The sequence below is a fragment of the Micromonospora sp. NPDC047527 genome (assembly GCF_040643015.1).
In the GTDB taxonomy this organism is placed as follows: Bacteria; Actinomycetota; Actinomycetes; order Mycobacteriales; family Micromonosporaceae; genus Micromonospora.
Window position 1 is genome coordinate 631,486 of record NZ_JBEYTK010000002.1, and the last position, 17,478, is coordinate 648,963.

Annotated in this window: 14 protein-coding genes and 1 tRNA gene; 11 read left to right on the forward strand and 4 right to left on the reverse strand. The window is 71.9% G+C overall.

The features are described 5' to 3' along the window. The first annotated feature begins 89 nt into the window (after positions 1–89). From ABZ808_RS11810 to topA, 3 genes are all read left to right on the forward strand, one after another. Complete coding sequence (locus tag ABZ808_RS11810; protein ID WP_357004086.1) at positions 90–632, forward strand: hypothetical protein; 543 nt, start codon at positions 90–92, stop codon at positions 630–632. Positions 633–712: 80 nt separating this feature from the next. Continuing rightward, on the forward strand, positions 713–1,366 hold the full coding sequence (locus ABZ808_RS11815; RefSeq protein WP_357004841.1) for a hypothetical protein: 654 nt from the start codon (positions 713–715) through the stop codon (positions 1,364–1,366). Positions 1,367–1,769: 403 nt separating this feature from the next. Then, a complete protein-coding gene (gene topA, locus ABZ808_RS11820) occupies positions 1,770–4,622 on the forward strand; it encodes a type I DNA topoisomerase (RefSeq protein ID WP_357004089.1) in 2,853 nt (950 codons plus the stop codon). Between the two features lie 153 nt (positions 4,623–4,775). Here topA and ABZ808_RS11825 read toward each other — a convergent pair whose 3' ends face one another. After that, positions 4,776–6,092 carry a D-arabinono-1,4-lactone oxidase gene (locus ABZ808_RS11825; protein ID WP_357004092.1) on the reverse strand — a complete coding sequence of 439 codons (1,317 nt, stop codon included), beginning with the start codon at positions 6,090–6,092 and terminating at the stop codon, positions 4,776–4,778. Between the two features lie 225 nt (positions 6,093–6,317). Here ABZ808_RS11825 and ABZ808_RS11830 point away from each other — a divergent pair, with 225 nt between their 5' ends. Next, the gene (locus tag ABZ808_RS11830; RefSeq protein ID WP_357004845.1) at positions 6,318–6,920 is read left to right on the forward strand and encodes a TetR family transcriptional regulator; all 603 of its coding nucleotides are present in this window, start codon (positions 6,318–6,320) and stop codon (positions 6,918–6,920) included. Positions 6,921–7,056: 136 nt separating this feature from the next. On the opposite strand, the gene ABZ808_RS11835 is transcribed toward ABZ808_RS11830, so the two are convergent. Then, entirely contained in the window at positions 7,057–8,265 is a 1,209-nt protein-coding gene (locus ABZ808_RS11835; RefSeq protein ID WP_357004095.1) for an amino acid deaminase/aldolase, read from the reverse strand. A 307-nt stretch (positions 8,266–8,572) separates the two neighbouring features. Between ABZ808_RS11835 and tmk the strand changes: the two genes are divergently transcribed. The 6 genes from tmk to ricT all read left to right on the forward strand — a co-directional run bounded on the left by tmk (position 8,573) and on the right by ricT (position 14,417). Then, positions 8,573–10,672 (forward strand): dTMP kinase, encoded by a 2,100-nt coding sequence (gene tmk, locus ABZ808_RS11840; protein ID WP_357004848.1) that lies wholly within the window; start codon positions 8,573–8,575, stop codon positions 10,670–10,672. Continuing rightward, a complete protein-coding gene (locus ABZ808_RS11845) occupies positions 10,672–11,952 on the forward strand; it encodes a DNA polymerase III subunit delta' (RefSeq protein WP_357004098.1) in 1,281 nt (426 codons plus the stop codon). The genes tmk and ABZ808_RS11845 overlap by 1 nt, the downstream gene beginning before the upstream one ends. Before the next feature lie 145 nt (positions 11,953–12,097). Beyond that, positions 12,098–12,424, forward strand: coding sequence for a YbaB/EbfC family nucleoid-associated protein (locus ABZ808_RS11850; protein WP_357004101.1), 327 nt, complete (start codon positions 12,098–12,100; stop codon positions 12,422–12,424). 1 nt (position 12,425) lies between these two features. Next, positions 12,426–12,731, forward strand: a complete 306-nt coding sequence (locus ABZ808_RS11855; protein ID WP_357004104.1) for a hypothetical protein — start codon at positions 12,426–12,428, stop codon at positions 12,729–12,731. Continuing rightward, on the forward strand, positions 12,731–13,411 hold the full coding sequence (locus ABZ808_RS11860; RefSeq protein WP_357004107.1) for a hypothetical protein: 681 nt from the start codon (positions 12,731–12,733) through the stop codon (positions 13,409–13,411). The genes ABZ808_RS11855 and ABZ808_RS11860 overlap by 1 nt, the downstream gene beginning before the upstream one ends. A 166-nt stretch (positions 13,412–13,577) precedes the next feature. Beyond that, positions 13,578–14,417 carry a regulatory iron-sulfur-containing complex subunit RicT gene (gene ricT / locus ABZ808_RS11865; RefSeq protein ID WP_357004110.1) on the forward strand — a complete coding sequence of 280 codons (840 nt, stop codon included), beginning with the start codon at positions 13,578–13,580 and terminating at the stop codon, positions 14,415–14,417. 46 nt (positions 14,418–14,463) lie between these two features. On the opposite strand, the gene ABZ808_RS11870 is transcribed toward ricT, so the two are convergent. Next, positions 14,464–16,257 carry a metallophosphoesterase gene (locus ABZ808_RS11870; RefSeq protein ID WP_357004113.1) on the reverse strand — a complete coding sequence of 598 codons (1,794 nt, stop codon included), beginning with the start codon at positions 16,255–16,257 and terminating at the stop codon, positions 14,464–14,466. A gap of 142 nt (positions 16,258–16,399) precedes the next feature. Here ABZ808_RS11870 and ABZ808_RS11875 point away from each other — a divergent pair. Continuing rightward, positions 16,400–16,476: transfer RNA gene (locus ABZ808_RS11875), tRNA-Thr, on the forward strand. Positions 16,477–16,568: 92 nt separating this feature from the next. Here ABZ808_RS11875 and ABZ808_RS11880 read toward each other — a convergent pair. Further along, positions 16,569–17,159, reverse strand: a complete 591-nt coding sequence (locus ABZ808_RS11880) for a site-specific integrase (protein ID WP_357004116.1) — start codon at positions 17,157–17,159, stop codon at positions 16,569–16,571. Positions 17,160–17,478: the final 319 nt, after the last annotated feature.

Genomic DNA, 17,478 nt, shown 5'->3' on the forward strand with positions numbered 1-17,478 from the left:
GGCGCGACAGGCCGATCGGGGACCGTCAGTGTCCGGTCCGATCCATCTGACCAGTGCCACACCTGCCCAAACGTCGTACGCTGCAACGCATGCGTACGTGCCGGGCGTCTGCCGCCGGAAAGCTCACGGTGGTCCTGGCCACGTTCGTCGTCGTCCTCACCGGCTGTGGCGGTGGACCCAGCCCACGGGCCTGGGCGGCCTCGGTCTGCGGCGCGCTCACCCCGTGGCGCTCCGAGATCAGCAAGTTGACCAGCAGCACCGACGAGCAGATGACCGCGCAGACCACCCCGGCGCAGGCCAAGGAGAACCTGGTGCGGCTCTTCGGCGGAGCGGAGCAGGCGAGCGAGACCGCGCGGCGCAAGGTGGAGCAGGCCGGCATCCCGGAGACCGAGAACGGCGAGGCCATCTCCGTCGGCTTCCGTACCTCCCTGGGGAAGATGCGCGACGCCTACGGCCGCGCGCGGGACACCATCGACGGGCTGGGCACCGGCGAGCCCACTGTCTTCTACGACGGCGTGCGGGCCGCCGTGGCGACGCTCAACAAGGAGTACGACGCCAGCGCGCTGGACACCAGTCAGCTCAACTCCGAGGAGCTGAAACAGGCCTTCGACGAGGTGCCGGAGTGTCGCTGAGCGGGCTCGACGACACCGGGGCGGCGCAGCCACCGCCGGCCCTGTTTCCCGCACCCGAGCCCGACCCGCCGACGTCCGCCATGGGACGGCGGCGCGGCGGCCCGAACCGTCCCGGGCCAGCCCTCCCCGGGTCGTCCAACGCGGATGACGCGGGGCGGCAACTGGTCTTCTTCGGCGCGGAGGCCGCCGAACCGACGGTCGCCGACCTGGCCGGGTTGCTCGCGGGGCCGGGTGAGGTCGTCCGGATGGGCGGCACCGCGCGCCTCTCGGTGCGGGTGGACGCCGCCTGGCGGGTGCACGTGCTCGTCGCCGAACTGGCGCTGCGGGGCCTCGCCGCGAGCTGGGAGCCGACCGAGGACGAGCGACACACCGTCCGTACGTCGTACACCCGGATGTTGAAGCCGCTCGCGGTCGCCTGGCTGCACGGCACGGTCAAACGCGCGCCGGCGGTGTTCCACCTCACCGGCCGGCGGCTGCGGCTCTGGGTCGCCGCGGCCGGGACGCCGGAGCCGCCCGGCGGCTACCTGCTGCGGCTCGGCGACGGCGACCAGGACTCCTGGGACGCGATCGGTGCCGCGCTCGCCGCCGCCGGCCTGTCCGGCCCGCTGCTCGGCCCGGACGAGGGCGGCCCGGCGTACCGGATCACCGGCCGCCGCCGCCTGACCCGGCTAGCCGAACTGATAGGCCGCCCACCACCCTCAACACCCCCCAACACCTGGCCCCCAAACCCCTAACCCCACCCTCACCGAGTCGATCATGGAGTTGTGGTGGGGGACGTAGTGCTCTTCCGGTGTGAAAACGCCCACCACTAGTCCATGATCGACGTGGTTGGGCCGCAATTTAGAGGTGTCCGGTGCCGGACAGGCGGCGGGTCTCCGCCGAGGAGAACGGGTGGTTCGGGCCTCGGTCGAGGGTCCGCCATCGTCACAGTGACCCGCTTTGAGCCCTACCCACGGTGTACGGTGGCGCCGTCCGGCAGTGCTGAGCGCCGCGCCGCAGCGGTTTGCCGCCCGCGAAACCTGAAACGCGGACGGCGCGTTACGTTGGACATCCGGACCGCCGGTGCCACGGCGGGGTCGAGAGCTGTCGCTTTTCGAGCGCCGGCAGGCCACGAGCAGGAGTGAGGTCGACAGAGACGTGCCGAGCAACGCTGGAACCACCCGTCTGGTCATCGTCGAGTCACCGGCGAAGGCCAAGACGATCTCGGGCTACCTCGGCCCGGGGTACGTCGTGGAGGCCAGCTTCGGTCACGTCCGCGACCTGCCGCGCAACGCCGCCGACGTGCCGGCCAAGTACAAGGGTGAGCCGTGGGCTCGCCTCGGGGTGGACGTCGACAACGGCTTCCAGGCCCTCTACGTCGTCTCCGCCGACCGCCGCCAGCAGATCAGCAAGCTGGTGAAGCTGTCGAAGGAAGTCGACGAGATCTTCCTGGCGACGGATGAGGACCGCGAGGGCGAGGCGATCGCCTGGCACCTGGTTGAGACGCTCAAGCCCAAGGTGCCGGTCAAGCGGATGGTCTTCCACGAGATCACCAAGCCGGCGATCCAGGCGGCGGTGGCGAACCCCCGGGAGATCGACCGCGATCTGGTCGACGCCCAGGAGGCGCGGCGGATCCTCGACCGGCTCTACGGCTACGAGGTCTCCCCGGTGCTGTGGAAGAAGGTCATGCCGAAGCTCTCGGCCGGCCGCGTGCAGTCCGTGGCGACCCGGATCGTGGTCGAGCGGGAGCGGCAGCGGATGGCGTTCCGCACCGCCGAATACTGGGACATCCTGGCGACTCTCGCCGTGGCGAACGCTGGCGAGGGGCCGCGGGCGTTCAACGCCACCCTGATCGCGCTGAACGGCGACCGGATCGCCACCGGCAAGGACTTCGAGGCGACCACCGGCAAGGTGAAGCCCGGCGCCGGCGTGGTGCACCTGGACGAGGGCGGTGCCCGCGGGCTCGCGGCCCGGTTGGAGGGGCGGCCGTTCACCGTCACCCGCGTCGAGGAGAAGCCCTACCGCCGCCGCCCGTACGCGCCGTTCATCACCTCCACGCTCCAGCAGGAGGCGGCCCGCAAGCTGCGCCTGTCCTCGCAGCAGACGATGCGTACCGCGCAGCGGCTCTACGAGAACGGCTACATCACCTATATGCGTACCGACTCGGTGAACCTGTCGGAGACCGCCATCTCGGCGGCCCGCCGGCAGATCGTCGAGCTGTACGGCGAGCGCAGCGTGCCGCCGGAGCCGCGCCGCTACACCGGCAAGGTGAAGAACGCCCAGGAGGCGCACGAGGCGATCCGCCCGGCGGGGGACAACTTCCGCACCCCGGGCGAGGTGGCCAAGGAGCTCTCCGCCGAGGAGTTCAAGCTCTACGAGCTGATCTGGCGCCGCACCATCGCCTCGCAGATGACCGACGCGGTCGGCTCCAGCGTCTCGGTGCGTATCCGCGCGGTCTCCACCTCCCAGGAGGAGGCCGACTTCGGCGCGACCGGCAAGACCATCACCGACCCGGGCTTCCTGCGCGCGTACGTCGAGTCCAGCGACGACGAGAACGCCGAGGCCGAGGACGCCGAGCGTCGGCTGCCGACCCTGGTCAAGGACCAGCCGCTGACCGCCGACGAGCTGGCGGCGCAGGGTCACCACACCCAGCCGCCGTCGCGCTACACGGAAGCGTCGCTGGTCAAGGCACTGGAGGAGCTGGGCATCGGCCGCCCGTCCACCTACGCGTCGATCATGCAGACGATCCAGGACCGGGGGTACGTCACCAAGCGCGGCCAGGCGATGATCCCGACGTTCCTGGCGTTCGCGGTGATCGGGCTGATGGAGCAGCACTACCCCCGCCTGATCGACTACGACTTCACGGCCAGCATGGAGAACGAGCTGGACGAGATCGCCGGCGGTGACCACGCTGCGGTCGACTTCCTCACCGCGTTCTACTTCGGCAGCTCCAACGGTGCCGGTGACCAGGACATCGCCCGTTCCGGCGGCCTCAAGAAGCTGGTCACCGAGAACCTCAGCGACATCGACGCCCGCAGCGTCAACTCCATCCCGCTCTTCACCGACGACGATGGCCGCGAGGTCGTCGTGCGGGTCGGCCGGTACGGGCCGTATCTCCAGCGGGAGCTGCCCGACGGCGCGCAGCCGGCGCCGGCCGCCTCGGGTGACGGCGAGGAGGGCGGCGCCCAGGGTGACCGGGCGCCGATCCCCGAGGGCCTGGCCCCGGACGAGCTGACCCCCGAGAAGGTGCACGAGCTGTTCCTCGGCGGCAGCGGCGAGCGCAAGCTCGGCGACGACCCGGCCACCGGCGAGCCGATCGTGCTCAAGGCCGGCCGCTTCGGCCCGTACGTGTCCAGCGGTGAGCGGAAGTCGTCGCTGCTGCGCTCGCAGACGCCCGACTCGCTCACCCTGGAGCAGGCGCTGAAGCTGCTCAGCCTGCCCCGGTTGGTGGGCGTCGCGCCGGACGGCGTCGAGGTGTTCGCCAACAATGGCCGCTACGGCCCGTACGTGAAGCAGGGCGAGGAGTTCCGCTCGCTGGAGTCCGAAGAGCAGATGTTCACGGTCAGCCTGGACGAGGCGCTGGCCCTGCTGGCGGCTCCGAAGACCCGTGGACGGCGGGCCGCCGCGCCGCCGCTGCGGGAGATGGGCGTCGACCCGCTGACCGAGAAGCCGCTGGTGATCAAGGACGGCCGGTTCGGCCCGTACGTCACCGACGGGGAGTTCAACGCGTCGCTGCGCCGCGGGCAGACCCCGGAGGCGTTGAGCATCGAGGAAGCCTCGGAGATGCTCGCCGAGAAGCGGGCCAAGGGTCCGGCGCCGAAGAAGGCGGCGGCGAAGAAGGCTCCGGCTAAGAAGGCTCCGGCGAAGAAGGCCACGGCCACCAAGAAGACGGCCGCCGCCAGCAAGTCCACCGCCGCGAAGAAGACCACAACGGCCAAGGCCACCACAGCGGCCAAGAAGGCACCGGCCAAGAAGGCTGCTCCCCGCAAGGCCGCAACGACCACCGAGTAAGCCGTGGGCAGTTTTGATCCACTCAGTTTCGCCGATATGGGGGCATCCGTTCCCAGGGACACCGCCACATCGGCGAAACGGAGTCGATCAAGCCCTCGCAGGCGCGCCCAACCCTCGCCGGGCGGGTCAAGCCCCCCGGGCGCGCTCTAGCCGTCAGGCGCCGAGGATGTGGGTCAGGTGGGGGTTGGCGAAGACGCGGTTGGGGTCCAGCCGGTCGCGTTGGGCCAGGAAGTCGGCGAAGCGCGGATAGGCCGTGCTCAGCGAGTCGGCGTCGCGGTAGTGCAGCTTGCCCCAGTGTGGGCGGCCGCCCAGCTCGGCGGCGATCTTCTCGAAGGCCTGGAAGTAGGGCTCGTACGGCATACCGACGTACTGGTGCACGGCGATGTACGCGGAGTCCCGGCCGTAGCCGTGCGACAGCCAGATGTCGTCGGCGGCGGTGAACCGCACCTCCACCGGGAAGAGCACCTTGAACGGCAGCCCGTCGACGATGCGCCGGAGCGCGGTCAGCGCCTCGGGGAGCGCCTCGCGGGGCAGGCCGTACTCCATCTCCACGAAGCGGACCCGGCGCGGTGTGCAGAACACCCGGTCGGAGCGGCCGGTGTACCGCCGTTCGGTGAGCGCGCGGGCGGAGACGGCGCTGATGCCCGGTGCCAGGGCGGGCACGGCCCGGCCGACGCGGCAGGCGCCGGCGAAGACGGTGTTGGACAGGAAGTCGTCGTCCAGCCAGCCGCGCCACCGGGGCAGGGGTTGGTCGTTGGCGGGTACCCGGTCGTTGGCCTTGACCTGGACGCGTGTGGTGTAGGGGAACCAGTAGAACTCGACGTGGTCGTGCCTGCCGACGAGTGCCGGCAGTTCGCCGAGCACGTCGGCGAGTTCGGCCGGGCGTTCGTGGGCGCACAGGATGAAGGCGTCCACGCAGCGCAGCGTCACGTCGACCAGGACGCCGAGCGCGCCGAGTGACACCCGGGCGGCGGCGAAGACGTCGGGGTGTTCGTCGGCGGAGCAGTGCAGCACCTCGCCGGTGCCGGTGACCAGGGTGAGCGCCTCGACGAAGGTGGAGAGGCAGCCGTAGGCGGCGCCGGTGCCGTGGGTGCCCGTGGAGATCGCCCCGGCCACCGTCTGCGCGTCGATGTCGCCGAGGTTGGGCAGTGCGAGGCGGTGCCGGGCGAGCAGCCCGTTGAGCGTTCGCAGGGTCATTCCCGCCGGCACGGTGACCAGTCGCCGCTCGACGTCGACGCTGACAATGGTGTCCAGCTCGGACAGCTCCATCCGCCGATCGTCGGCCAGGGCGATGGCGGTGAACGAGTGGCCGCTGCCGGCGACGCGGATCCGGCCTCCGGCGGCGGCGGTGGCCCGGACGGCTTCGGCGACGTCGCTCGGCGAGCCGGGGCGCAGGATCGCGGTGGCGCTGCCACGCTGGTTGCCGGCCCAGTTGGACCAGCGGGCGGTGAGCGGTGCGGTGCCGGCCATGCGCGCTCCTCATCATGAATATGAAGTGACTTCATATCAGGAACGTTGTACCTGGTAAATACCGCAATTGCGGTCCGATCGTTGTACCGATAGTCACGGCATCGTGACGTGAAGATATGTTCATCCGTCGAAGGGGGGTGGCGCCGAGTGTCCACACCAGCCGCCACGACCGGGCCGCTGCGCCGCGTACCGGTGCAGGGTCGAAGTGTCGCGCGAGTCCAGCGCATGTTGGATGCCTGCGCCGAGCTCGTCGACGAGGTGGGGTACGAGGGGCTGACCACGACCCTGCTCGCCGAGCGCGCCGAAGTGGCGATCGGGTCGGTCTACCAGTTCTTTCCGGACAAGCGGGCGATCGTGCAGGCGTTGACCCTGCGCACGATGGAGTCCTACCTGCAGCGGCTCGACGAGCGCTTCGCCTCCGACGAGATGACCCACTGGTGGGACGGCGTCGACGCGGGGATCGACGAGTACATCACGATGCACCGCACCGTCCCCGGGTTCCGTACTCTGCACTTCGGCGACGTGGTCGACCTGCACCTGCTCGATGAGCAGCGCGACAACAACGGCGTGATCGCCGACCAGTTGGCTCGGGTGCTCACCGAGCGCTTCGGTCTGACCGACGTGCCGAAGCTGCGTTTCGTCCTGGAGATCGCGGTGGAGGCGGCCGACGCGCTGATCAAGCTCGCGTTCCGGCGGAAGTCCGACGGCGACGAGCGGGTGCTGCTCGAGGCGAAGGCGCTGATCCGGGAGTACCTGCACCGCCAGGTCGACGGCTCCGAGAGTGACCGTTCCCTCCCCGAGCAGACCGAGGCGGCCCAACCCGCCTGAGCCGACCCGTGGCCCCGCGCCCCGGGCCTGCCCGGTCCGGTGCCTGAGCGGCACTGCGGGGCCAGCCCGGGGCCGGCTTCGCGTCGGGCCGCGGGTGCCGGCCCGACCGCCACGTTCGCGGCCCGGCCCTGGCGCGTCAGAGGAAGGCGTGGCCCTCGCCCCGGTAGGTGGGCACGGTCGCCACGACCGCATCCGCCTCGACCAGGTGCAGCTCGTTGACCCGCTCGCACAGCTCACCCGCCTTGGCGTGCCGGAACCACACCCGGTCGCCCACGCGCAGGGTGGTCGCCGCCGCGCCGGACAGCGGGGTCTGCACCTCACCGGCACCTTCGGTGCCGACCAGCTTCAGGCCGGCCGGCAACCACGGTTGGGGGAGTCGGCTGTCGGCGGCCGGCCCGGAGGCGATCCAACCGCCGCCGAGCACGGTCGCCAGCTCCGGCGTCGGTCGGCGGACCACCGCGCAGGCGAAGAACGCCGCCGGGGTGGGCCGCCAGGCGCGGTACGCGTCGAACAGCGTCGGCCCGTACAGGCCCGATCCCGCGGTGACCTCGGTGACCGCGGGATCGGCGCTGGTCGCGGCCACGCTGCCGGTGCCGCCGCCGTTGACGAACTCCAGGTCGGCGTGCTCGCGTACCGCAGCCACCGCCGCGCCCCGGCGGGCCAGCAACTCGCGGTACGACCCGCGTTGGGCCAGCCTGATCGCTCCGGCCAGCAGCGTCTGCCCCGGCGGCGCGTCGCCCAGGCCGGCGATCTGCGCCTCGTACGACATCAATCCGACCAGCCGGAAGCCGGCGCGACCGGCCACGGCGGCGGCGAGCGCGCCGGCCGCCCGGGCGCTGTGCACCGGTGAGCGGCGGACACCGACGTGGACCCGCCCGCGCAGCGGTCGCCAGGAGGCGTCCAGGTCAAGGCAGAGCCGCAGCTCGGCGCGCTGCCCGGGGGCGCGGACGGCGTCGACGAGGTCGAGCTGCCCGGTGCTGTCGATCATGAGAGTGATCGCGGCGGCGAGTGTCGGGTCGGCCGCCAGTTCGGCGAGCGCCGCCCGATCCACGCTCGGGTAGGCGACGAGCACGTCGTCGCTCACCCCGGCGCGCACCAGCCAGATCGCCTCGGGCAGGGTGAAAGCCATCACGCCGCGCCAGCCGGGTCGGCCGAGGGCTCGGCCGATCAGCTCCCGACTGCGGACCGACTTGCTGGCCAGTCGGAGTGGTTTGCCGGCGGCGCGGTCGGCCAGTGCGGCCGAATTCGCGTCGAATGCGGTGAGATCCACCACGGCGTAGGGCGGGTCGAGGTGCTCGGTCGCCCGTTCCAGGCGCTCGCGGAGTTTGTCGCTCTCGATGGCCACGTGTGCACGCTAACTGTCCGACGGTGAATGCGAAATACCCTCGCGTACGTCCGGGCTGCGGTCGGTGCCTCCGGCGGCCTAGGCTCAGCGAGCAGGAGAATGTCGCCGGTGGGGCGGCCCCCACCGGGTCTAGAGTGTTCCACCGGAGGAGCCCAGCGATGGGCCGGCACGTGGAGGTACGGCCATCGAAAGCCAGAACAGCGGCGAGTCGCGCGGCGTGTCGCGCTCGGGCGATCAGTCGAGCAACGCCGCCAACCAGCCCAGCGGTGGTCAGGTCGATCTGTCCGGTTACGCCGCGATCCGCTCGGTGCTGCGTATCCGGCCTTTCCGGCGGCTCTGGATCGTGCTCGGCGCGGCCTCCTTCGGTGACTGGCTCGGCCTGCTGGCCACCTCCGTCTTCGCCGCCTCCCAGGTGCAGGGCAGCACCGCGCAGGGTGCGGTCTTCGGTGGCGTGATCGCCATCCGACTGCTCCCCGCCCTGGTGCTCGGCCCGGTGGCCGGCGTGCTCGCCGACCGGTTCGACCGTCGTTGGACGATGGTCATCTGCGACCTGCTCCGGTTCGTGCTCTTCGCCTCGATCCCGATGGTGGCGCTGGCCGGTGCCAGCGGCGGGATGGTGGTCCTGTGGGCGACCATCGCCACCTTCCTGATCGAGTCGATCACGCTGATCTGGATTCCGGCCAAGGAGGCCGCGGTCCCCAACCTGATCCCGCGCGCCCGGTTGGAAGCGGCCAACCAGCTCACGCTGATCACCACCTACGGCCTGACCCCGGTGCTCGCCGCGGCGATCAGCGCTGGCCTGGACCGCAGCGTCCGGGGCGTGACCGGCGGCAACTTCCCGGACTGGGCCGAGCCGGCGCAGTTGGCGCTCTGGTTCAACTCCCTGTCCCGGCTGGCCACCGCCCTGGTCGTCGCGTTCGGCATCAAGGAGATCAGCCAGGGGCAGACCGCAGAGGGCGACCGCCACGAGCAGAGCATGCTGCGCCAGTTCAAGGAGGGCTGGCAGTTCATCGGCCAGACCCCGCTGGTGCGCGGGCTGGTCCTCGGCATCCTCGGCGCGTTCGCCGGCGGCGGCATCGTCATCGGTACGGCGAAGTTCTTCGCCAGTTCGCTCGGTGCCGGCGACGCCGCGTTCTCGCTGCTCTTCGGTGCGATCTTCGTCGGCCTGGCGCTCGGCATCGGCCTCGGCCCGATGATCGTCAAGGAGATGTCCCGGCGCCGCTGGTTCGGCATGAGCATCGTGCTGGCCAGCGCCGCCGTGATGACCCTCGCCTTCGCCATCCACCTGTCCATGGCGATCGTCGGCGCGGTGCTGGTCGGCGCCGGCGCCGGCATGGCCTTCCTGGCCGGCACCACCCTGCTCGGCGGCGAGATCAAGGACGAGGTGCGCGGCCGGGTCTTCGCCGTGGTGCAGATCGGCACCCGACTGGTGCTGATCCTGGCCATCGCGCTGAGCAGCCTGCTCGCCGGTGTCGGCGGCTCGCGCAAGCTGGAGATCGCCGACCTGGGCATCTCCATCTCGTCGACCCGACTGCTGCTGCTCGCCGCCGGTGCCGCCGGCATCTTCGCCGGAATCAGCGCGTTCGGCCAGATGGACGACAAGAAGGGCGTCCCCGTCCTGGCCGACCTCTGGGGCTCGATCCGTGGCCGCCCGCTGATGCCCGCCGAGCCGTTCGTCTCCGCCGGGCTGTTCGTGGTGTTCGAAGGCGGCGAGGGTGCCGGCAAGTCCACCCAGCTCGCCGCGCTCGCCGAGCGGCTGCGCGGCCAGGGGCACGACGTCGTGGTCACCCGTGAGCCGGGGGCGACCGCGGTCGGCCAGCGGATCCGGTCGCTGGTGCTCGACACGTCCGGCGACGACGCGCCCTCCCCGCGTGCCGAGGCACTCCTGTACGCCGCCGACCGGGCGCACCACGTGGCCGCCGTGGTCCGGCCCGCGCTGGTCCGGGGCGGCGTGGTGATCAGTGACCGGTACGTCGACTCGTCCCTGGCATACCAGGGTGCGGGGCGGACGCTCCCGGTCGACGAGGTCTCCTGGCTCTCCTCCTGGGCCACCGGTGGGCTCAAGCCCGACCTGGTGGTGCTGCTGGACGTCGAGCCGCGTACCGGCCTGTCCCGGGTCGTCTCCCGCAACGCGGGCACCGACCGGCTGGAGGCCGAGTCGGTCGCCTTCCACGAGCGGGTCCGGTACGCCTTCCTCGACCTCGCCGCCGCCGACCCGAAGCGCTATCTGGTGCTCGACGCGTCCCGGCCGGCCGACGAGATCACCGGGCTGGTGGTCCGGCGTGTGGAGGAGCTGCTCGGCAAGCCGGGCGGCATCGTGCACCCCCGCCCGGCGCAGGGTCCGGACACCTCGGTGCAGCCTGAGTTATCCGACGCGGAGCTGGTGACGATGGAGCACAAGACCTGATGCCGGACGTCTTCGCCGACCTCGTCGGCCAGGACGAGGCGGTGACCGAGCTGCGCCGGGCAGCCGCCGCTGCCGCCGCCGTGCTGCGTGCCGGCGCGGCCGACCGGGCACCCGCGCTGCTCGCCGCCGGCCCGGTCGGCGATGCCGAGTCCGCGCTCGCGGCCGACGATGCCGCGCCCGGCGGGGTGGATCCGTCCGCCGGGATGACGCACGCCTGGATCTTCACCGGGCCGCCCGGTTCCGGCCGCTCCGTCGCCGCGCGGGCCTTCGCCGCCGCCCTGCAGTGCGTGCACGGCACCGGCTGCGGCGACTGCCCCGGCTGCCGCACCACGCTGGGCGGCACCCACGCCGACGTCCGGCTGGTGGTGCCGGAAGGGCTCTCCATCGGCGTCGGCGAGATGCGTGCGCTGGTGCTCCGCGCGGCCAGCACCCCGTCCGGCGGGCGCTGGCAGGTGGTGGTCATCGAGGACGCCGACCGGCTCACCGAGGCCGCCGGCAACGCGCTGCTCAAGGCGATCGAGGAGCCTCCGCCGCGTACGGTCTTCCTGCTCTGCGCCCCGTCCACCCACCCGGACGACATCTCGGTGACCATCCGGTCGCGCTGCCGGGTCGTACCCCTGCGGCAGCCGCCGGCCACGGCGGTGGCCGAGGTTCTGGTCCGTCGGGACGGCATCGCGCCCGACGTGGCGCAGTGGGCGGCGGCAGCCGCGCAGGGTCATGTGGGTCGGGCCCGCCGGCTGGCCCGCGATCCGGAGGCCCGCAAGCGTCGTGAGGCGGTGCTCGCCGTACCGCGTCGGCTGACCGGCGTCGGCGCGGCGTTCGACGCGGCGTCCGCGTTGATCGAGGCGGCCGAGGCGGAGGCCGAGGCGTCGGTGTCCGAGGCCGACACGACCGAACGCAGCGCGTTGGAGCGGGCGCTCGGCGCGGGCGGCACCGGCCGGGGCGCTGCCGGGGCGATGCGCGGCGCAGCCGGGCAGCTCAAGGAGTTGGAGAAGCGGCAGAAGTCGCGAGCCACCCGGGCCCAGCGGGACGCGCTGGACCGGGCGTTGGTCGACCTGGCCGGCTTCTACCGGGACGCGCTCACCATGGCGCTGCGCGCGCCGGTCGACCCCGTGCACACCGACACCGCCGCGCTGGCCGGCGCCGGGGCCCAGAAGTGGGACGCCGAGGGGTCGCTGCGCCGGCTGGAGGCTGTGCTCGCCTGCCGGGCGGCGATCGAGGCGAACGTCAAGCCACGGATCGCGGTCGAGGCCATGATGCTCGCCCTCTGGAAGGGCTGAAACCGCAGCCCTCCGGCCGTGGTCCCGCCTCGGTGGATCGTCATCCACAGGGCATCGACACGCGCGATTGCTGTGCGGTACGGTCCGGTGTGCCGTGGTGACGGTCGCAGCACGCTCAGTGAGGACCACCCGGGAGGAGTCGCCGATGCCGCGGGAGATCGACGAAGCCTGGATCGAGGAGGCGGTGCGGCGCTACCGCCGCATCGAATCGCTCCAGGCCGAGTTCGACCAGGCGGTGTCGACCGTCGAGGTCACCGTCCGCTCGCCGGACGGGCTGGTCGAGGTGGTGGTCACCGCCGGCGGTCGGATCACCGACGTCCGGTTCCTCGGGCCACTGCACGCCCGCAGCCCACGGGACGTGGCCGGCTCCGTGCAGGCCGCGGTCACCGCGGCGGCCGACGCCGCCGAGTGGGCCCGCGAGAAGCTGCACAACGAGACCTTCGCCGCCTACCGACCGCTCGCGGGGGCCTGAGATGGAGGCGCTGCGCGCTCTCTCCGCCCGCCTGGACGAGGCGAGCGCCACGCTGACCGCGCTGTCCCACCGGGTCACCGCCAGCGACCCGGCCCAGGCGGCCTTCGGCGTGGACGCCCCCGGCCGACCCGGCGAGATCGGCCGTGCGCTGCACCGGCAGTGGGCCGCCGCCACCGACGACCGGGCTCGCGAGGCGCGGGCTGCGGCCCACCGGCTGGCCGCCGCCGCCTCGGCGGTCCGCGAGGCCGCCGACCGTTACGGCGACGTCGACCGGGCCGCCCGACGCCGCATCACCGGGGAGCGGTGATGGACCCGCTGGACCGGCTCGCCGACCCCGGCCTCGACCTGCTGCGCCGAGTGGACGCGTTGCTCGCCGCCGGTGTTCCTGAGGGGCACCGGGTCTGGCCGCTGCTGCGCCGGATGCAGGTGCTGCCGGGCGACGCCGTCCGCGGCTTCCTCGACCTCCACCCGGCACCGCTCACCGGCGCCGGGCACGCGGTGCGCCGGCTGGTCCGGGGGTACGACGACGTCAGCGCCGCGCTCACCGACCCGGTGCTCTGGTCCGGCCCGGCCGCCTCGGCGTACGGGCAGGAACGCGCGGCGCTGCTGCGCCACCTCGACGAAGGCCCGGAGAGCCTGGTCGGGCGACTGGAGTCCACCGCCGGATACGCCGACGCGCTCGCCGACTGGGTGGAGGGCAGCCGCCTCGCCCTGGCCCGCACGTTGGCCGATGTGCTGCGCTCGGCCGAGGCGGTCGCCGTGGTGGCCGCCACCGCGGCTGGTCCACCGCATCGGTTCGAGCCGGTCGGGCCGGGCGTGGCCGACGCGGCCGAGATCGCCGCGCGGGTGCTGGCGGTGCTCTGCGTCGCGTACGACGGTGTCGAGACGTTGCTGCGCCAGTGGGCGCCGAGCCTGGCCGAGTCCACCTGGCGGCCGGCGGTGGACGGCCGCCCTCGCTACGACGAGCCCACCCGGGTCGGCTGGTAGTCGGTCGCCGTTACCCCGGACAGACCACGGGCGCCCGGCGCGAGCCGGCGACGCCTGGTCTTTTCCCTGCACCCCCGCAGGTCGACGGCCATGGATGGAAGCACGGCGTAGTCGTTCGGCGACGGCCGGAGCGCGGCACCGCCGTGGTCCGTCGTAGGGTGGGGGGATGGGCATGCTCTGCGCGGTCAGCTTCAACCGGTACGGGCGCCTCTACTACCTCGACCCGGGCGAGTTGCGCCCGCAGGTCGGCGACAAGGTGCTGGTGCCGACCGACGACGGGCCCGAGGTGGCCGAGTGCGTCTGGGCCGCGCAGTGGGTGACCGAGGAGACCGACGGCTTCCCCCGGCTGGTGGGGCTGGCCGGTGACGACGACCTGAGCCGGGACGAGGCGCTGCGTCGGCGTAAGGCCGAGGCCAAGGTGGCGGCGAAGCGGCTGATCCGGGCGCACGGCCTGCCGATGAAGGTGGTGGCCGTCGACCACGTGCTCACCTCCGCCGACGGCGGCGGGGAACGCAGCACCGTCTACTTCACCGCCCCGCACCGGGTGGACTTCCGATCGCTGGTCCGCGACCTGGGCGCCACCCTGCACTGCCGGGTCGAGCTGCGGCAGCTCTCCGCCCGGGACTCGGCGCGGGTGCAGGGCGGCATCGGCTCGTGTGGCCGGGACCTGTGCTGCGCCACCTTCCTCAACGACTTCGAGCCGGTGACCATCCGGATGGCCAAGGACCAGGATCTGCCGCTGAACCCGCTGCGCATCTCGGGCGCGTGCGGCCGGTTGATGTGCTGCCTGAAATACGAGCACCCGCTGTACGCCCGATTTGCCGAGTCTGCGCCGGCAATCGGCAGTCGGGTGACGACGCCCGAGGGTGATGGCCGAGTGGTAGGACACAGCGTCCCGAAGGACTCGGTGACCGTGCGCCTGGACGCCGACGGCTCCCGCTGCTCCTGCTCCCGCGCCTCCGTCTGCGCCCCCCGCCAAGCCCACGACGAGCACTACACCCCCTAACCCCCCCCCGGGCCGCCCCGCCCCCCACGCGGGGTTGATCATGAAGTTATTGCCCGTCGCCTCGGCGGGTCGTAGCAATAACTTCTTGATCGACGAGGGTGATGGGGGGTTCGGCCAGGCGGGGGGTCAGGGGGGTTTTTGGGGTCAGCCAGCTGGCCGTGGGGGACTGGTCGGGGTTTACCTGCCAGTCGCGGGAAACCCGGTCCACCCCGATCGGGTAGATGGTCAGCGTGCCGTCCGGGTCGATGCGCAGCCGGAGGAACGACTTGGAGTCCTCGATGCCCTGCCCGGCGAACAGCTCGTTGACGTTCACCCCGAACGACCCCGCCACCAGCAGGTACGCCGCCACCAGTTGGCTGGACAGCAGGCCGATCACCGGGCCGTACAGCACCACCGCGGCGACCGCCGGCAGAGGCCACGGCCAGTCGTAGAACGGCAGCGCCAGCCAGGCCCAGGTGCCGGCCGCGGCCAGCGCCACGTGCGCCACGCCGTGGCTGACGCCGAGGATCCAGTGTCGTACGTGCCGCTTGCCGCTCGCGTTGGGTGGCTGGGCGAACAGGACCGCCGCCGCCAGAGTGACCAGCACCATCGCCACCAGCGGAACGCTGAACAGCCGCTGCCCGGTGGCGTCGGCCCAGTTCGCGGCAGCGCCGGCCATGGCCAGCATCAGCAACGTGTGCAGGGTGCCGAGCAGGGTGGTGAAGCCCGGATTGCGGAACGGCAGCCGGGCAAAGATGCCCCAGCCGTAGCGGCGGGAGCGGGCCGCGTCCGGATAGCGGGCCACCAGGTCGTACGGGCGGGCGCGGCTGGCCTTTCGCGCCAACGTGTCGCGCGGCGGCACCTCGATGCGCTCCGGCAACTTGTGGGTGGGGTACAGGTACGCCCCGCCGCCGCCGCAGGTGATCAGCTGCCGATCCGTACCCGTGTAGCGGGCGTAGTGGTGCAGGTCGCCGGAGAGCAGCAACCGGACCTTCGCCCCGGTCGGGTCGATGATCGTCCGGATGAAGTAGTCGATCGAGTCGTACGCCGTCGGATGGTCGGCGGCTTTGACCCAGGTCGGCGCCGGCGCCGCGATGATCACCTTCGACTCCGGGCCGAGCCGCCGGGCCACCTCGTCGAAGTACGTAAGCTGCGGGTCGTCCAGGTACGAGCCGGACTGGTCGTCCACGCCGAGCAGCCACCAGCCGGCCGGCAACTCCACCGCGAAGTACGACCGCGACTGCCCGGTGCCCCAACCGCCGAAGTTCCGGTCCCGGGACCGGACGAACAACCGCAGGAACGCGGTCAACCCGTCGTACCAGTCGTGGTTGCCGGGCACCGCGAAGAGCGTCGGCCGCTCCGACGGAGTGCCCGGCAGTGCCGCCTGGTAGGGGCCTTTGCACCGGTTCTCGTACTCCGCGTAGGCCGCCGATGGGTACACCTGGTCGCCACCCATCACCAGGGTCTGCGCCCGGGGCAGCCGATGCCCGTCCACGGCCAGTTCCGGTTGTGCCAGCAGGTACGCCACCGAGTAGGTGGCGTTGAAGCCGTCGCCCAGGTCGGCCACATAGTCGAGCCAGAGCCCGCCATCCGGCCCAACCTGGCGGAAGATGCCGTCGTCGAACGCGTTCTGCAACTCACGCTTGTCCAGGTACGCCCCGAACAGCATCGCCAGCAGCGTCCGGAGGCCCGTGCTGATCAGCAGGAACGGGGCCAGCCACGGCACCGGCTTGCGCGGGGTGAAGCCCAGCTCCAGCGGGTCGGTGGAGCGCGGCCGGTGGGCGACCCGCTCCTCGGCCGGTACGGCATCGGGGCGGGCGTCCGTCGGATCGGGGGTGCGAGGGGTGTGATCGTCGCTCACCCGCCGCAGCCTAGTGCCGCTCCCGATGATCCGCTGTCCGGTAAACGTCTAGATGGCATCCGTTGTCCGGTTGGTGGCAGTGGGCGGTGTGGGGTATCCCGTTCGGCCCACCGCCGGGGGTGCCGTACACTTGCTGATCGTTGCCGCCTTAGCTCAGTCGGCTAGAGCGACGCACTCGTAATGCGTAGGTCGACGGTTCGATTCCGTCAGGCGGCTCCACTGAAAGGCCCAGGTCACCGGCTTGATCGCCGATCATGACCTGGGCCTTTTGCTTACCGTCGCGAGGTCGAGCAGCCAAGCGAGCAGCCAACCTACTCACCGGACCACAGCGCGCCCTCCAGCCGTGCCGCAGCTTCCCGAGCCACCTCAGGGGCCACGTGGGCGTAGATGTTGAGAGTGACGCTGATCTGAGAGTGACCGAGGATCTCCATGACCACGCGGGCGGGCACGCCCTGGGCGAGAAGGACGCTGGCTGCCGTGTGCCGCAGGTCGTGAAGACGAACCTGCCGTAGGCCGGCCCGCCGGATGATTTCCCGGAACGACCGGTAGTCGTTACGCGGGTGGATGGGTGTGCCGACGGACGTGGCAAAGACCAAACCTGGGTCAGCCCAGTTGTCGACGTCGAACCGTTCCGCTGCCTGGTGTTCCTGGTGGCGGCGAAGTGCCGTGAGCACCGTGGGTGGCAGCGGAAGAGTTCGGCGAGACCGGGCAGTCTTGGTTTCCACGAAGACCAGAGCGCCCGTGTCAGGGTCACGCTGTAGCTGTCCTCGCACGCGGAGCGTTCCAGCGGTGAGGTCGATGTCATCCCACCGCAGTCCCAAGACCTCGCCTTGGCGGAGCCCGAGCGCGATCCCGATGAGCCAGCGAGCTTCCAGGGCGGAGGCCTTTCTGTACGTCTTCAAGGCGGCCCTGAACGGGCCGCACGCGCCGCCGCCTGGGCGCGCGCCGGCCGCTGCCGCTGTCGCTCTGCGGCCGTCACGCCTGATGCCCGGCGGCTGGCGCGGAGAGCGGAAAACCCTGAGGGCCGCCGCAGAAGGGACAGGATTTTGACCGGTGCGTGGTGGGCCGGCAGCCGGCCGGGCCGCGCGGCCAACCCGCGCGGCGTAGGAGAGCGCACGCCAGCCGCGTCGGCGAGCTGGCGGCGGGTGACGGGGCTGCGGTTAGTGCGCCTCCGGCGGGGGCGCTCCGGCTCCAGGATGGCCGAAGCTGCGTCGGCGAGTT